8 protein-coding genes and 3 pseudogenes are annotated in these 17,047 nt (G+C 33.1%); all 11 read left to right on the top strand.

What is annotated here, in order from left to right:
• Nucleotides 1-636 (top strand): annotated as a pseudogene (locus tag CRO04_RS21815) (hypothetical protein); the annotation flags it as partial.
• A gap of 120 nt (nt 637-756) precedes the next feature.
• Entirely contained in the window at nt 757-8,160 is a 7,404-nt protein-coding gene (locus tag CRO04_RS21810; protein ID WP_097006362.1) for a hypothetical protein, read from the top strand.
• Nucleotides 8,161-8,385: 225 nt separating this feature from the next.
• Nucleotides 8,386-9,105, top strand: coding sequence for a hypothetical protein (locus tag CRO04_RS21805; RefSeq protein WP_097006361.1), 720 nt, complete (start codon nt 8,386-8,388; stop codon nt 9,103-9,105).
• A 487-nt stretch (nt 9,106-9,592) separates the two neighbouring features.
• Complete coding sequence (locus CRO04_RS21800; protein WP_097006360.1) at nt 9,593-10,063, top strand: hypothetical protein; 471 nt, start codon at nt 9,593-9,595, stop codon at nt 10,061-10,063.
• 219 nt (nt 10,064-10,282) lie between these two features.
• Nucleotides 10,283-10,939, top strand: coding sequence for a hypothetical protein (locus CRO04_RS21795; protein WP_097006359.1), 657 nt, complete (start codon nt 10,283-10,285; stop codon nt 10,937-10,939).
• Nucleotides 10,940-11,028: 89 nt separating this feature from the next.
• On the top strand, nt 11,029-11,592 hold the full coding sequence (locus CRO04_RS21790; protein ID WP_097006358.1) for a hypothetical protein: 564 nt from the start codon (nt 11,029-11,031) through the stop codon (nt 11,590-11,592).
• A 247-nt stretch (nt 11,593-11,839) separates the two neighbouring features.
• A complete protein-coding gene (locus CRO04_RS21785; protein WP_166432642.1) occupies nt 11,840-13,606 on the top strand; it encodes a metallophosphoesterase family protein in 1,767 nt (588 codons plus the stop codon).
• 58 nt (nt 13,607-13,664) lie between these two features.
• Complete coding sequence (locus CRO04_RS21780; RefSeq protein ID WP_097006356.1) at nt 13,665-13,949, top strand: hypothetical protein; 285 nt, start codon at nt 13,665-13,667, stop codon at nt 13,947-13,949.
• Between the two features lie 91 nt (nt 13,950-14,040).
• A complete protein-coding gene (locus CRO04_RS21775; protein WP_097006355.1) occupies nt 14,041-14,286 on the top strand; it encodes a hypothetical protein in 246 nt (81 codons plus the stop codon).
• Nucleotides 14,287-14,590: 304 nt separating this feature from the next.
• Nucleotides 14,591-15,244 (top strand): annotated as a pseudogene (locus tag CRO04_RS27510) (PHP domain-containing protein); the annotation flags it as partial.
• A gap of 6 nt (nt 15,245-15,250) precedes the next feature.
• A pseudogene (locus CRO04_RS21770) lies at nt 15,251-16,420 on the top strand (hypothetical protein); the annotation flags it as partial.
• Between the last annotated feature and the right edge of the window lie 627 nt (nt 16,421-17,047).

Raw genomic sequence — 17,047 nt, 5'->3', positions numbered from 1 at the left:
AATTCATATCCAAGAAATAGCTGGCAGTGGATCGATGGAAAATGCTATTACTTTGATAGCAATGGTTATATGTTAGCTAATACAACGACTCCGGATGGCTATAATGTTGATGCAAATGGCGCCTGGACTGTGAATGGCGTTGTACAGACTCAGGGTAATGTAGCGACACAGGCTAATACAGGAGCAGCATCCGGATATAATAAAGATGGTATCAGTAATGTAGCTATTGATCTGTTACATTCAAGTAGAGACGAGGCAAATGCAAAGTATGGACCAGAGAAAGTTATGCAATCTTCAGCAACTCCATTTCTTATTTATGATAATGGATTTAAGGTAAATTGGAGTCGAAAAAAAGGTCATGAAGTGGCTTCCCAAGAAAATCCAAACGATATGAATAATTATTATATTCAACAGGTTAGCTGTAAAAAGCCAACCGATATGGTGAATTTCCTTCCAGAACGAGCAAATTCAATGAAGCCAGATGATTTAGCAAAATCACTTAAAGGTATGGGATATGATGCCACTAGCAACGGGTTGGGTTGTATGCTATTATTAGGAGACTACTATATTCAATTCAGGAATTTTGATGGAGAAACGAGTGTTCTAATCAGTAGTACCACTGCTTATGGAAAATAAAATGCATCATTTATGAGATAAATAAGAAAGACTTCTTCGGAAGTCTTTCTTATTTATTTATTCGTTACTCTCCAATCAAACATAATACTAATAGTATAAAAATTGATTGGAGGGAACGAAGTGAGTTTTTTTAACCAAATTAAAAAACATAAGATGATATTTGTTATAGTTCTTCTTGCAATTGTAGCTGTAGCTTTCTTTTTATATAAAAGAACCTTAGCTGGACAGGTTACATCAGAACAATACAATAAGCAAATTGTTGCGGATTCTTGGAGTAAAAAGGTTGAAGATGATGGTGTTGCACAGGATTTAACACCATCTGGCTTAGCTTATAACGGAACATTTATCACCGGTAAACAAAGCAACAAGATGTTTCCGTTTATATGGAAACCATTTTTTGAAAAACGTTCAGGTAAAAGTGTGATTGACAAAGCGGCTCCTTTTGAAGGTAAATATATGTATTGCGTAGCAAGCCATACTCAAAATTACTCTTTGGAATTTGGAACTCAAGCATATTTTGACAAAATATTTCGTGTTGGAGGGCAAAGTGGCTTACCCGATTTTACACCAGATGAGTTTAACTTTATCATGCTGTCCGAGGCCTGCTACTACCCTGGAAGTAAAGAACTCTCACGAGTTTATGATCATCCTGCAGGAACGCCAGCATATTTAGTTAGTCAGTGTATAGCGTGGATGGCTACTGATGGTGCATTTAGTAAAGATGAACCGTTTCTCGTGGCTTTGAATAAATTCCAGAAATCAGCTGGATACAAGGCCATAACAGAGGTAGACTTCACAGACCAGCCAGTACATAACATGTTAAATGCAAAACCGACACTTCAGGCTGCAATTGATGCTGGATGCAAAAACATGGCGGATGCTTATTTTTATGATATTTGGAGAGCGGCTGATTTAACAAACAAATTAAACATTAGTTTGGAAGAAGAAAAGTCTACATTTAACGTAGACGCCAAATTAGAAGAGGACGGGCAGTATCATGCTTATGCAGATTTATTTAAAACACCAGAACTGTCCCTGTTTTTAAACGGTATCACTTTTGCACCCTCTGGAGACTGGCAATATGTCGGCCAGACCGCAGATGGGTTAAGCCATTTCGTATCTCCAAGTGGTGAAATTGGAGAGGGTGGATCCATTGGAAGCTTTTACTGGCCAGAAGGGAAAGTTGGATTTTTGATACCAAAGGACATGTCATCAGCAAAATTAGCCACCTTCCAGTTTTACTGTGAAGCAGCTGGTCTTGGCGCTGCATTTAAAAATTCACAGACCTACTTTGCCTCTGAAATGGATAAGGATTTGCAAATTTATATAACTGTTGGTGCATCGGGCAGTTCTGATATAGAAGTGAAAAGATATCAGCATGAAGAAACCTGGAATGCTAATTATAATGTAAACTTAATTAAGTATGATTCTGAGACCGGAAAACCCTTAGCTGACTCTCATTGGGATATTTTAGAAAAATTTGATGATTCTCAGTTAGACGATACAGATTTGGACATAACAAGCCCTGGAAACTATGACTCTAATTTAGGCTCTCTTAATTCAACAAGTTGGGAAGATGGAGATGATATTTCTACCAATTATGATGGAAATACTGGTTTAAACACTTCAGCTGCAAATTTGTATAACTGGCAGAATGATGATGGATCTCAGTTTGATAAATGGAGCGATCCGCTAAGGGATCCATGTGACAGGGATGATAATGTTACTGGTAAAGACGGATATTTAAATGAGATTAACTCAAATGGATCTGATAGTGGAAAACGAGCCCATACCGATACAAAGCGTTACATTTACTCAAAAGGATATTGTGGAGGACATCCAGCTCCTGTAGTTGAATATGTAGAGATTCCAGAGCCTGAATATGATGAGTTAACCGGAGAATGTACGAATGAAGATGCGATTGAAGAAGCAGAAGAGGAAAACCAGAGGTTACATGATGAAGCATGGGCTGCTTGGTATGCCGAAGTTGAAAAATGTGAACAGTTAGCGGAACAAGGTGGTTTCTTCCATGCGATTGAACGCGGTGTTGCACAAAAAGCAATGGAAGAGGATAGAGATCAGTTTTATAAGGATTTCATTTCTCTTAACTATGATTATTCAGCCAGGGAGATTAAAGCACCGAAAGGATATATTTTACATGGAACTCATAAGGATGACATTCCTATTGAATGGAGAACGGTGTCATCAAGCGAATACAAAGCAACAGGTAAGGCAAGTAACTTCTCACATACAAGTGGAGGATCTGGCTCTGATCCTGACTTTGATACAGATTCAATAATCAGCACACGTTCCTTGCTTAAGACATCAGCTGATAATGCCAGTGAGGATTCATCAGATAGAGATGAGACAGATAATACTTTTAAAATGCATAGTATTTCTAAAGAAGATCTTCTTCCTTCTCTTGTAAAGGCAAGTAAAACAGAATTTATTTCGACACCCTCTACTGCAGAAAAGGTTGATTTTGTTTTCGAAGATGAAGTTATGCTAGATGATGGAAAAGACGAATTTGCAACATCTTCGAGCGCGACACGAACAAAAGGGCATATAACACCTTCCGGATTAGCGGATAATTCAGCAGACAACTTCTTATTAGCGAGCAAGATGGCTAAAGTAAACGCAAAATCAAACAAAAGTACAGATGTAGAGTTGTTACCCTCCATTGCGGATGAAATAAGTCCACCGAAAAGTAATATCATAGATTGGACCTTTATTACATATAACCACAGGACCGAAGGAGAAGTACATATAAATAAACGGGATTTTGACTTAAATCAGCATGAATCCTTTGAATCATATTCAAAAAATAATGGTGATGGAACATTAGAAGGTGCTGTTTATGGATTATTTGCAGCAAACAATATCGTTCATCCTGATGGTCATACTGGTGTTGTTTATGAGAAAGATGATCTGGTTTCTGTAGCGACTACGGATAGAGACGGGAACGCTTCGTTCATGGCAATTACAGAAGCTCCTGGTTATACTTATGATTATAATAAAGGAATGATTACTAAGACTTCGAATGGCTGGGCTGATAGGGCACCAAAAAATCTATATATGGATAAGTCAGAAGCAGATAAAAAAGAACAGGATAATGAAAGGTTCGTCGGATATACTGACTCGAATAGTAAATTATCACTTACTGATTCATCAGCAGGAGATGAGACTTATTATAAGAAACATTCCAGTAACCAGGGCGTAGATGGTACTGGCAGCAGTGGCTCATTTTATCCAATTGGGAATAATGAAAAAAACAATGGAAACAGTTGGATTGGGAGACCTGTTATTGTAGAAGCAAATGGAACTCAGTATTACGTAAAAGAACTTGCCAGATCAGAGGGCTATGAACTTTCTGTTTATGGAAAAGATGCTTCAATTATGACAAATAAGGATGCTTTTAACGCTGGCGGAGGAAGTTTTACAAACGGCTCTGCTGTTGTATCTAAAATCGACATGGATAAAAGAAATGGAGGAAATACATTCTCCATTAACAGCGCTGACGCTTTAAACGGTTACGATATACATGCAAGTAATATTCCAGAGAACGCTAAATTCTATGTTACAAATACGGAATACGTGTGGGATGACTCTGTTACTCATTTAGAAGAGAGAGAAAGAGAAGTACCAGTATATGCGCAGGAAGGTACCTATGTTTTAATAAATGGTACCAATGTTGAAGCCAATGTTGGTGACGTAATTACTTTGCCAAATGGAACAACCGTTACTGTAAATAAAACCGTTTCTCCTGATCTGTCGAAAACAACAGTGAAACCAAGCAATTTAAATAAAGTGACAGGTGCAGTGCTGACTCCAGGCCCGGATAGCGATGATGTCATTTCTGATGTAAATAAACTATTGTCAAGTAACGGGTATCGGGAGACAGACAAAGGATCTCCATGGGTTTTGGTCCCTATAGCAGATGAGAGTCAAGCAAAAATTTGTGAAGCAATCAATGCAGAAATTTTAGAGAATGAAGATTATAATGTATTCAATGCATTGAGACTTGCTGAAATCGTTGAAATTGATGGAAATAAATATGCAGCAGTCAGTTATGCTTATAAGTATGCGTCTACAGTACAGAATGCAATCTATAATGAAGACACGCAAAAAATATACGTTAAGAAAAATGTCAAATATAAAGAAGATGGAACCGAGATAGATGGTTATTTCTATAAAGAATATGAATTAACTGATTGTGAAACTTACGAAACTAATTCTTCCGGTTTTGTTACTTCTGCTGTTGTACCGAATGAGACAGTTAATCAAGATACCATTATATATTTAAAAGATATAATAAACGATAAAGTTACCTATTCATTACCGAAAGTTAAAAGTTACTGGGTATATGCAGATGGAGAACAATTAAGGAAAAGTAATGGTGACTTTGAAGTCAAAGTGGAAAAATATATGGAAGAAGTTTCACCAACTCAAGTAGTTAAGACAACAAACAAAGAACTCACAAATGTTACGTATAATGGAAATTATAATTACAATATTCATATAGATAAAGAACAGATTCCGGAAGATGGAGATATTGATTTCAGAATTAGTTTCACTAATGATACAGCAATTGTAAATGGAACTACAGTCTCAGCGCAAAATTATATTTATGCAAATGGCGTAATTAGTATTAGCTTTCCACTTGTAAGTGCAGATTCCTATATTGTTGACACTTTTTTGACATATCCGGGAGACGGCCAGATTATTTCCGACGCTGGAACAATTAAGAATCCGCTTCTGGTGCTAGAACGACCAATTCGTCAAAGGATTAAAGTAACAAAGGATATTCAGGTTAACTCAGATGGTACATATGAGAATGATACCTACGGAGAAATCATGGATACAGCTGCTGTAAATAAAATGGAGAATTTCCGCTTTAAAGCTTATTTAAAATCAAATTTAGAACGTCTGTACCGGGATAGTACCGGAAATGTTGTTTGGGTAGATCGGAATGGCAATATTTTAACTCCGAATTACTCTGACACTAATGGAGACGGAAACTATGACACAGTTACATGGACAGAAACGAAGCAGGACGGAAGTGGAAATGTAAATATAGATTTTCCTGAAAAGCAGGTTTATGAAGAAAACAAAGCTTTATCTTCAAATGTACAACCGATTTATACTAAAGTAGAGCACAATCGTAATTCTACGACTAAAGGAGAAATATCGAATAATGTTTGGGCTTCTTATAAGGATCCGCAAACTGGAAGCCGGGAGAATGTAGGAGATAAGCAGGGATATATAACATCTCACGAAGGAGATAAGGGAAATGCAGTTAATACAAATGGTTCTTTGTATAGCTATGATGGAAATAACTTCAATGTCAAGAAAACGGATCGTATTAATGAAGAACAAAATATTGGATATACAAGGATTTTGGAAACTATAACACCTGAAAAAGGAACGAAAAAAGAAGCCTATAATTATAAGAAATTTTTTGATGCAATTTATGCTGCGAATACAGATAAATGGGATAATGATATGTATTTATCAAATAAAAATTATCCTGGACAAAGATGGTTTGAAACATTCTATGAAAAATACCAGAGAGATGACACGGATCAAGATTACACAGTAGCAAATACAGATGGTATGGACAAAGATGGAACAGCCCGCGGAGATAGAAATACTTCATTTAAGCCATTTGACTGGATCAGGAAGAATATCTTTAAAGAAAAAGGAGAAGAAAAGGACTACTATAATGGTGTTGCAAATAACGCGGACATTGAGAATACCATTAATACATCACCGATTGCGCATGAAAATGCAGAAGCCTCTGACGTTGTAAGACAGTTTGCAATAGATTACTACTTACAGGATGAAGTGGCAAAACTTGTACAGAACAATGGACAGGATGAAGACGAAGCAATTACAAAGCCAACTTATTCTGATGAAGTTTATGATACAGCTTTACATAGTGCACTGATAAAAGCGACCAATTACTTAAAACCATTTTACGATAATGATTTAGATACTATATATTCCGTGGAGTGGGATAAGGAAGACGATGGTGGAGTGGATGATGATTATACAACCCTTAGAGTATCGGAAACCGATGAAGAAAAAGGATATTATTATTCGGTATCTTCATATTTACCATACGGTACCTATGTGATAGTGGAACAACAACCGGGACGGATTGATGGAAAGGTTAATGACTTTAGCAATAAGAGCTTTAAAATCGATAATCCAAAGGAGGTTACTATACCAACATTATTTGAAGGAAATGAATCAAATGATACTTTTGACAATTATAATACAAAATACTTTTATAACCCGGCTAAAGTACCAGAGGAATTAGCAAAAGAATATTATATTCGATTCAATGAGGAATGGGCAGGCAATCGTAATGACGATTTGAGAAATTACGTTATAAGAGCTCATAATAATGATGGCGACTACGAAGTATATAAATATGGTCTTGATATCGATAAATTAAATTCAAATATAACGTATAATGGCTCATCGTACACGTACAATGGTTTTGGCATTTCGCAGGATATATTTGATCCGTTAAAGGATTATTATAATCCAATCCATAAAGTAAAGGGAACGAATATTACTGCCGAAGCTGGAGCAAATAACAATAGTCATTATTATGCGGATGATGGAAATGGATCAATGAGGACCGCAAATGGAGGCAATTATGAAACAAATGCCATAGAAGAACGATATAGTTATGCCTCTGTCTCTGAGAATTCAGGAACTTTAGATAATATAATTACAATGACTGGAAATCAAACGGCTTATGAAGGAAAATACGCTTCAATGCTGATTCCATGGACTGTTGTTACGCCAATTGACTTAGAACACTATGATTCAGATAAATTTATGGGATTTGCAGATATTGGTTTTAGAAATATTTTCTATACCACAAAGCTACGAATTGAAAAGTTAGATTCAGAGACAGGAGAAAATATCTTGCATGATTGTGCTGTATTTGGATTATATGCAGCAAATAGATATGTAACACAAAAAGAAGTAGATGAAGCAATTGCGTCCGGAGCACCAGAGACAACAAAAATAGGTGATGTAAAATACTATTTAAGTGATACAACAATTAAAGGCACATATGAATTTTTAAAAGCGATGCGAGCTGAAAACATTACTTCGGTTAAAAATGTCTTCGGATATGAGACCAATCAATGTTCTGGTATTGTTCCGGCAGGAACTCCGATATGTGAAGAGTCCGGACAAATCATTCTTCATGATGATAACGGCGCTAAGACAGGTGAGATGACTGTATATACTACAACAAATGATATAAACATGGTGAATGAGGAAGATAGCGGAAAAGAGAATAACGATCAGAATACCGGATATTTTGTTACTCCTCAGCCAATAGGTGCTGGAGTTTATGTACTGGCAGAAATAAAGCCACCGGAGGGATATGCAAGATCAAAGCCGATTGCGATAGAAATATATTCCGATGCAGTTACTTATTATATGAATGGAGATATGCAGGCAAAAGTGAATGCAACATTACTTAAAACAAAAGATTAAATACGTAGTTTTGACTTTATCTTTGCTAGAACATATATAAAGACTGAGAAGCTGATTATTGTCAATCAGCTTCTTGATTTTAAAAAAAATTAATAAATCTTGGAGTAATCAATAGATATAGGTCGCTCCAGCTGTTTATTATTAATAATTGAGGTATATTAATCTTTGTTATGGGAAAGTTAAGTAATGTTGGTCAACATAAAAATAATAAAGATAGGAGAATATATGCAGAGTAAAGATCGAATTACGGAAATTAAAAAGCATGCTATGGAATTCATACAAATGTCTTCATATTCGGTAGATCCATGTACAATCGCAACAGCTATAGCATTATCTGATGAAAAAGTAATAGAAAGACTTGCGGAAAAATTTGATAAATATATTTTTAATGGTCATCGTTGTCTAAAATATACAAGTGATTGGGAATTGGTTTATATTTATTTTGACTTTGACTGTCCTCCCGATGTATATTGTTTTATTAAGCCAGCTTTTGCTGTCTCTGTAAATTTAATTACTAAAAAGGTTGTAGATATTGTTGACCCGTTTATTATTTCTGAAATGGATGCATTAAAGAAAAGTTTGGAAATACAAGATAATACAATTTATAAACAAAGCTTACCATGGCCAAAATTACGTGATATTTCTGTAAAATTGTTTTTAGAAAATAACAAAATAGTATTGGTCGCCTATTATAAAGGTGACGAAAAATATAGAACAGTAATAGCAGATATATCTTCTGAGTTATGTGATACCAGAGACGATATTGACTTATTCTCTGTAAGCATTATGGGAATAGGATTTACGGTTTATTTAAGATATCTTTGGATATGCATTAAGGCGGATGAATCTAAGGCTGATTATAGCTTTCAGATATGGGCAAGAAGTGGACCGGCAAAAACTAAGTTGTCTGATACCATAGAAGGTTCTATAAATTGGAGAAACTAAGTTTGATATATTAAATTAATTGCTTATACTTCAAAATAAAATCTCTTAGGCTTTCCCAAATATACTATTAAAGAAGCAGATTTTTAATTAATCTGCTTCTTTTTAATGCAATGTACTTGTTAAAAGTGAAGATTTGCTAAAATTTAATATAGTTTAAATTAACGAGTTGTCTATGAGAAATAATAATAAGATTGAACATTATAAATCTTACTTTCCATACATTAACTTAAAAAGTATAAGTGATAATCAAATAGAAATTTGGCATCCATAAAATTTTAATATACATCAGATTATATTCAGAGCGTCCGTTTTATGCATCCAATATTAAATTTGAGTAAAATAATATTATGCAAAAGGCGAGAAAATGATTTCACTGTTATTATTACAATTAGTAGCGTATATTGAACTAGCAAAAATACGCTACTTTATTTTGTGCTAAAAGTCTGATATAATTTAACTTATATATATGTGAGTGGAGGGTGCTACTATGGTGAATGAAAAAGATAAAAGCATGTACAAATTAAGCAAAGAAGATATTATTCGTGAATTAGACAATTCGGAATATAGGGATAGCTATCATACATATAAGACAAAGCTTGAACAAGATGAATGTAAATGGAAGTATGGGAAATATAATGAATTTGAGCAGGCGTTAGTAGATGGCAAATTATATTACTTTGCATATATCAAGTTTTATTTAGATAACGGAAAAAAATATGCATTAGTGGCTGGTAAAACCGGCTCACGTAATGTGAATAGTAGAGGAAGTGATGTTAGATTTCGTGAACATCCCTATGAAGGTGCGGCTAAAGACTGGTTATTTGAAAATAATAAAGAGTGGTGTCAAACAGAGATATTAGTTATAAAACCAAAGGAAGAGGATGAAAAAGGTAGTGAATTTGAGGCAAGAGAGATTGAACGATATTTAGTGAATACTTTTGGACTTTTAGAAAGTTAATCTTATGGTTTTCATGAATCTGGAGGCGTTTGTATGAGATATGATAAAAACTATTCTACTTTGCGGTTACCCAGCGAAACAGGATTATCAATCGTAGTAGAAAATAAGGTGGAAATAATACAGTCCAGGATTTTGTAAAATGCAAATGGAGAAGAAACAAGGTGGATCTAATTGAATAGAATATGTTTTATTCTAATATATTAATGTACGGAGAAAACTATGAAAAATAGAAATAAAGCTGAACATTATAAGACTTACTTCCCAGATATTGACTTACAAAGTATAAGTGATGATCAAATAGAAATCTGGTATCCAAGAAATTTTAATATGCAGATTATATACTTCCTTAACTACTTGTATAGCTATAAAAATAGGGAGAGTGAATTCGTTGATATTAAGGTAAGCTATTTAAGAAGCTTATTATTTGTTGATTTGTATGATCTTAATAGTAATAATAAATGGATAGATCGTCATCGTGACAACAAAGAACAACAGTTTTATAACCGCATTACTTACTTAAAAGATGATAAGAAGTTTATTTTATATGGTAGCTCAAGTAAGATAAAGAATGGCTGTCGAGTTTGTATTACGCCTAAAGGTGCGGATTATATATCAGAAAAGAGTATTGTTGTTAACAAAAACGATATTGATAATATGATTAACTTAGTAAATGATATAAAGGTCAATCAGATGTTTGCAAAGAAAGAGCATGAAAAACAGCTAAATGATATTATAAATTTATTGAATGTAAATAATAAAAAGTCGCCTGCGGATATCATCAACCTTATAAATACAGGAGTATCTCTCATCACTGAGTTACCGACTGCAGCAAAAATATTTTTGAATTTTGCTGATAGTCTTAAGAGACTATTATAAAAATAGATAAGTGTGATAATTATTTGTTTCTAGTAAAATAAAAGCTCTAAAGTTAGGCTTAAGTGAGCTTGCATTTAAAAGGAGACAATATGAATGAAATTAAAGAATTAAATGATGATATCAATAAAGCTGTGAAATCGTTTGCAATCTCTGAGAATGCAGTAACTGGAATTATTAGGGTAGTCCTTGGAAACATTCCAATTATTAGTAGTATTAATGATATTCAAGATATGGTAAACAATCAAATTAGAGAATATCAAAAAGAAAAGCTACAGTTATTATTTGATATCATAAATTCATCCCAGCGAATACAAGAGTTTGACATATTAAAAAATAATGAAGTTATTATGCAGCTTCGAAAAACTGTTGCAGCGGTCTTAAAGTTAGAGAAAAGTGATAAGGTTCTTTTTATTGGAAGCTTGTTCAAGAATGAATATGTGGAATCAACTGTGCATGAAACTGACGAATTCAATGAATGGCTTAATTTAATTGAAACCTTATCTTATCGTGAGATCTTATTATTGAGAGAGATGTATGAGTGCTGTAAATCTTACAAGAACATAGAAAAATCTAAAATTTATACGAAAAAACATATATGCAGAAGATATCCGATAAATATGGGTATAGTAGAGCATTTATTTCAGGTAAATTAAGTAGTTTAGTCAGTACCGGTTTGCTTTATAGTATTGAGATTAATTTTCCTGGTACAACTCACAAGGTATTTTTTATTACAGATGAAATGGAGAAATTTGTACAAAAGATAACTAATGTCTCATGTTATTGCTAACAAGTCATTATCATACTTAGATTCTTATGATTTTGTTTACAGATAATTCATTGATAAGGCAGGAAATTTATGGTAAGATAATGTCGAGAGGTATATTTTTTTGGAGGGAAACTATGAGACGGGTTAATGTTATTCATTTATCAGATATTCATTTTGATAATAGCAATAAGTCAAACGAAATATTAGAAGAACTTAAAGAAGATTTATTGAAGATGAAAGAGGAACTGGGAGGATTTCATCTTTTACTTATAACTGGTGATTGCGTTGATAAGGGACAGGTTGAGCTTTTTAAAGAATTTTGTAATAAGCTGAATATCATTGTGAAAAGCTGCGGTTTGACTAAAAAGAAAGTGCTTATTATGTTGGGAAATCATGATTCAAGTAAGAAAAATCCATGGCTAACATCATTTTTTTCAAGTATTGACAATGAAAAAATGTCTAAAGAAGAGGTATTGAATAGTATAGAACCCACGATAAGTCCATTGTATCCAGACTACAATGAAAATGTTAAAAAATATGTTAACACACCTGATGGTATAGGCGTAAATGAGTTTCAGTTTAAGTTTGATAATCAAACAAGTACAAAGATTAGAGTCATATCTGTAAATACTAGTTGGAGTACAGCCATTTATAATAAGTATGGTGATTTAATTATTGGAGACACACAAATAGAAAAACTAAAAAAAAGTATTGAAGAACTGAATAATAAGCAAAAAATTTATAAACAGAAAAAATGTGATTATACAATTTTATGTATGCACCACCCTCTGGATTGGTTTAAATATAATGAAAGAAAGAAAATTGAACAATTTATAAAGAGTTCTGAAGTGGATTTCGTTTTACATGGTCATATTCATACGGCTGGGTTTGAAAATGTGAATAATATTGATAATACTTCCAATATATTTTGTACTGGTATTTCATACCAAAAAACAGGAGAAACATGTTCCAGAAAAGATGGGATGAGATATTCTATATATGAGATTAATAAAGATACTCAAACTGTTAATGTATATATTAGATCAACAAATGATCAAGGAAAATTTGTTGAGGACAATCGATTATATAAAAAAAGTAAAAATGGATTTTTTACAATGTCATTAGAAAATCCTAATAACTGTGTACTTCCGTTTAAGACCGTTGATAACGTATCTAAAATGTATACCGTATTAAACCAGGAAACTGTGCGCAAAATACTTTCAAAAGAAAGATTATTATTTGACTTATATTGTAATATGGAACAGGTTATACAAAATCAATATTTACCTTTATGTGAAAGTGAAACATTTGCAAAAGAAATAGAAAAATACGAAGAAAGTTGGAAAAAGAAAAACACAATTGGTTGTGATGAATTTGTTACCAAAGGAAAGGAAACATGTAAAAAGGACTTTTATAGAGAGCAATTTGAACTTTTTTGTTATGACTTATTAATTAATTTACATAGTGTATTTTTTAAATCAAGTAAAACAGTAAGATTTTTAATTAGAAAATACGATACTGAACAAAAGGTTCATAAAGCTTTTGTGTCAGAGGGATACAATGATAAACTTGACAATATTAAAAACTTTCCTTGGGAAACAAGCTTAGTATATCACTCCTTTAAAAAAGAGTCCGCATTATTACAATCATGCAACTACAAATACTATGATAAAGGCAATTCTGATATATGGATTAACAGTTTGACCATAACTATTAATAATATATGTGTTCAAACTAAAAGTGAAATGATACCTTTATTATCATTTAATATCGCTATTAGTGAACAAAAGAGTGAAGCTTGTTTAGAAGCATTAGCTCTTTCATCCATATATGAAAAAATAAGAGCAATATTTAACCTCTTTGATAATCAAGTTATTAATATAGCAAGCTTATATGAATAAGAAAATAAAAGTGTGTTTTGACTCACTCAAACTAAATTTCAATTAAGGAGGAAAACAAATGAATACATTGAAATTAGAAAAAGTAGAAGATATTTTGACTCTGCAAGATTATACCGTTAATGTTTCGATTCCTAGAAAAGAAGTCGTTATTTTTTTGTACTACAATCAAAAAGGTTTTTTTAATAAGAAAAAAAATATACATAATTGTTATGAAATAAACGTTGATGAAGTGAAATCACTATATACAAAATCCTTAGATAGATGGTATAAAAATAGAGAGTATCTAAATGAAATAACATTTACTAGTTCGGATATTGGACGAATTTGCTTAGGAATAAAGTGAAAACATAAATTTTGTCATATTTCGAGTAATATTGAATATATTTATACTGTAATGAAATCAATCATACTATCTTAAAATGAAGAAGGAGTTTATGATTGTGAGGCTAAATAGTATAGAGGATATTGCAACATTACCAAAGTCTGCTCAAAGTTGTACAATAGGAAGACAGGATTTATTAAAATTTGTATTTGACAATAGAAATAATGAAGACTGTATACTTAATGTGGACAAGCTAAAGGAAATTCTAATGAAATCTACGGATGAATGTTATAAAAAGCGAAAATACATAAAAGAGGTTGTTATTAAGAGAAATACTATTGATCAGATAATAAAATAGCTAAGATAAAAGATTCATATATTTACATAATTGATTTATATGCTTAACAAAACTAAAAAAAGAGCTACTTTAGCTCTTTTTTTTATAGTAATAATATTGTCATTTATTTTCTGTTTTCTTTTCCTAACTCCATCTATTATATATTCAAAAATTCCATAATTTCTCTGGCTATGGTACCAATCGTATCCGTATCTCCCGAAAAATAAACTATCTTACATATAAAATTGGATGTATTCTGTTTCACTGTAATTCCGCCGTCGCACTGAATTGTACCGACCATACACCATTTTATGTAAGAAAAGCCATGATGCTTTGTTCTTTTTATCCATTTAAAAAAAGGAACATTATATCCAATGATGAATCGAATAAAAGAGAATTAAAAAGGAGATATGTAATGAAAGGAATTATACATTGTCACAGTGAAAATTCAAGATATGATTCGACCATGAATGTAGATATTCTTTGCAAAAGAGCAAAAGAATGTGGCTATGAAGCAGTTACATTAACGGATCATGGAACGTTAACGGGCATTGATGATTTTATTGCAGCTGCTGAAAAATATAACATCAAGCCTATTCCAGGTGTTGAAGCTTATATGCAGGAAGATCATTCGGGATATAGACGATTCCATTTAATTCTATTAGCTGTTGATGATCTTGGGTATCAGGGAATTTCTAAAGCGGTATCTGACTCTAACACTAGAATAGATGAAAATGGTTTTCCAAGAATGAACAAAGAAATTTTGGAACGATATTTTTCAGAAGGGAAAAAATATCATAGACATGTTATTGCAACAAGTGCATGCGCTGGTGGAGTTTTAGCAGGTCTGGCATTAAGCCCTCTTGAGTTTGATAAGGAAATAGTGAAGCTAAAGAAAAAACAGGATAATTATGAAAGTCCAGATTCCATTAGCTTTAAAAAAAATCAGGATGCTTTAGAGGAAAAACAGAAAGCTCTGGAATTCATGACTGAAGAACGTGATCGGTTGAATGCTCTTTCAAAAAGACCATTTAAAAAGAAAGAAAAAGAGGTAGAAAAGCAAAAAGGAACCGAAACTTATGAAGATGCGCTTAAAGAGTTAAATCGTCAAAAAGTAGAGACTGAACTGGCTAAAGAACAATTGGAAGAGATACGCGTGAAAATAGCCTTAACCAAAAGAGATATAACGAGTATCAATGGCCGGCTTAAAGAATCTGCAGAAAAACATCAAAAATTTGAATCAATTCAAGAACAAATAAATAATATTGAAGCTCAGAAAACGAGTGTTGATGATTTATATGATTTGGTTTTAAAAGAAGCAATCTATTATAATAATTTGTTTGGGAAAGAAAATTTCTATATCGAAATCCAGTATCATGGCTATACAGACGATAACGGAGTTCCTATCGAAAAAATGGTTTTTCCTGTATTAGCTAAGATCGCGAAAGATACCAGAATAAAAATTGTCGCTGCAAATGATGCACATATGCCGGATGAAAGCGAGGACAGCATAAGGGCTAGACAAATTATCCGATCAATTAGAATGGCAAAGAAACGGTTTGTCTGTTCTATAAATGATGGAGATCGGGAGCTGTACATAAAGTCAGAAGATAAATTAAGAGAAGCCTTAAAAAACGTAATTTCGGAGGAAGAGATTGATGAAGCGATAAAGAATACATACGAAATCTGTGAACGATGCAATTGTGAATTTAAAATGGGTTCTCATTATCCAAAATACAAAAGCCTAGAGCCGGGTGAAACTGCAGCGTCAAAATTACGAGAAATGGCTTATGAAGGAATAGCAAAGCGATTTCCTGGAAAAGAAGGATGGACAGAAAAATATGCAAAACGATTAGATTATGAGTTAAAAGTTATTGCAGAAATGGGATATTGCGATTATTTCTTGATAGTCCAAGATTTTCTGGAATTTGGAAGAAACTTGGGCCATTTGACTGATGAGGCCATTGAATTTCTTAGGAAAAATGTTAAATCAATGACGATGTATGAATTGATCAATTATGTAGAGAAGAATCAGAAGTTGCCAGGATTTGTAGTAGGAGCCGGGAGAGGTTCAGCGGCGGGTAGCTTGGTAGCATATTTGGTTGGTATTACTAATATTATTGATCCTTTACAATATGATTTACTATTTGAGCGTGAAAAGATTGCGCTCTTTAAATTCGGTTAATTCGGTATCAGCTGAATAAGACTGCTGTATGAAGTCAATAGAAGATATACAGCTTGTTTATATTTTATATAAATAAATCCATAGACGAAGTAGCTGACTAAGAAAGCCTACGGTCCAATATAAACTTATAATATTGGATAGCAGGTAATACCGAGCCAACCCAATCAGTAATGGTTGGAAGTGTGTAACGACTAGATGGAAGTCCTAAAATCAGGACGAAAATCCACGAAGACCGAACATAATATTTTAACGTACTTATATGCCTAAAATATTTAATAATATAGTCTAACCTGGAATGGAAATGACCATTCGATGAAAATGAGGGAAACCTCCAGAGGCGGAGATAAAGAGCTCTGCGTTAATAACAACGTGTTTCTTAATAAAGACAGAGTTAGCATGCCTGAAACGTCGGGCATTTGATGTGAACCTTATTACTCAAGGGTGTGATTATTTCAATAAGAGGTAATTGCTAACGGTATCAGTTGAATAAGACTGCTATATGAAATGTTACAACAAGATATATAGCCTATCGCAAAATAGTTCAAAGACGAAGTAGCTGACTAAGAAAGCCTACGGTCCAGATATGGATAGCAGGTA

The organism is Lacrimispora amygdalina (assembly GCF_900205965.1).
Classification (GTDB): Bacteria; Bacillota; Clostridia; order Lachnospirales; family Lachnospiraceae; genus Lacrimispora; species Lacrimispora amygdalina_A.
Note: the sequence above shows the minus strand (reverse complement) of the source record. Positions and strands in the feature narration are given on the sequence as shown.

Excerpts from the sequence above, each read along its gene's own strand:
- CRO04_RS21785 (WP_166432642.1), top strand. The coding sequence starts at position 11,840 with ATGAGACGGGTTAATGTTATTCATTTATCAGATATTCATTTTGATAAT.
- CRO04_RS21795 (WP_097006359.1), top strand. The coding sequence starts at position 10,283 with ATGAAAAATAGAAATAAAGCTGAACATTATAAGACTTACTTCCCAGAT.
- CRO04_RS21780 (WP_097006356.1), top strand. The coding sequence starts at position 13,665 with ATGAATACATTGAAATTAGAAAAAGTAGAAGATATTTTGACTCTGCAA.
- CRO04_RS21805 (WP_097006361.1), top strand. The coding sequence starts at position 8,386 with ATGCAGAGTAAAGATCGAATTACGGAAATTAAAAAGCATGCTATGGAA.
- CRO04_RS21800 (WP_097006360.1), top strand. The coding sequence starts at position 9,593 with ATGGTGAATGAAAAAGATAAAAGCATGTACAAATTAAGCAAAGAAGAT.
- CRO04_RS21790 (WP_097006358.1), top strand. The coding sequence starts at position 11,029 with ATGAATGAAATTAAAGAATTAAATGATGATATCAATAAAGCTGTGAAA.
- CRO04_RS21775 (WP_097006355.1), top strand. The coding sequence starts at position 14,041 with ATGATTGTGAGGCTAAATAGTATAGAGGATATTGCAACATTACCAAAG.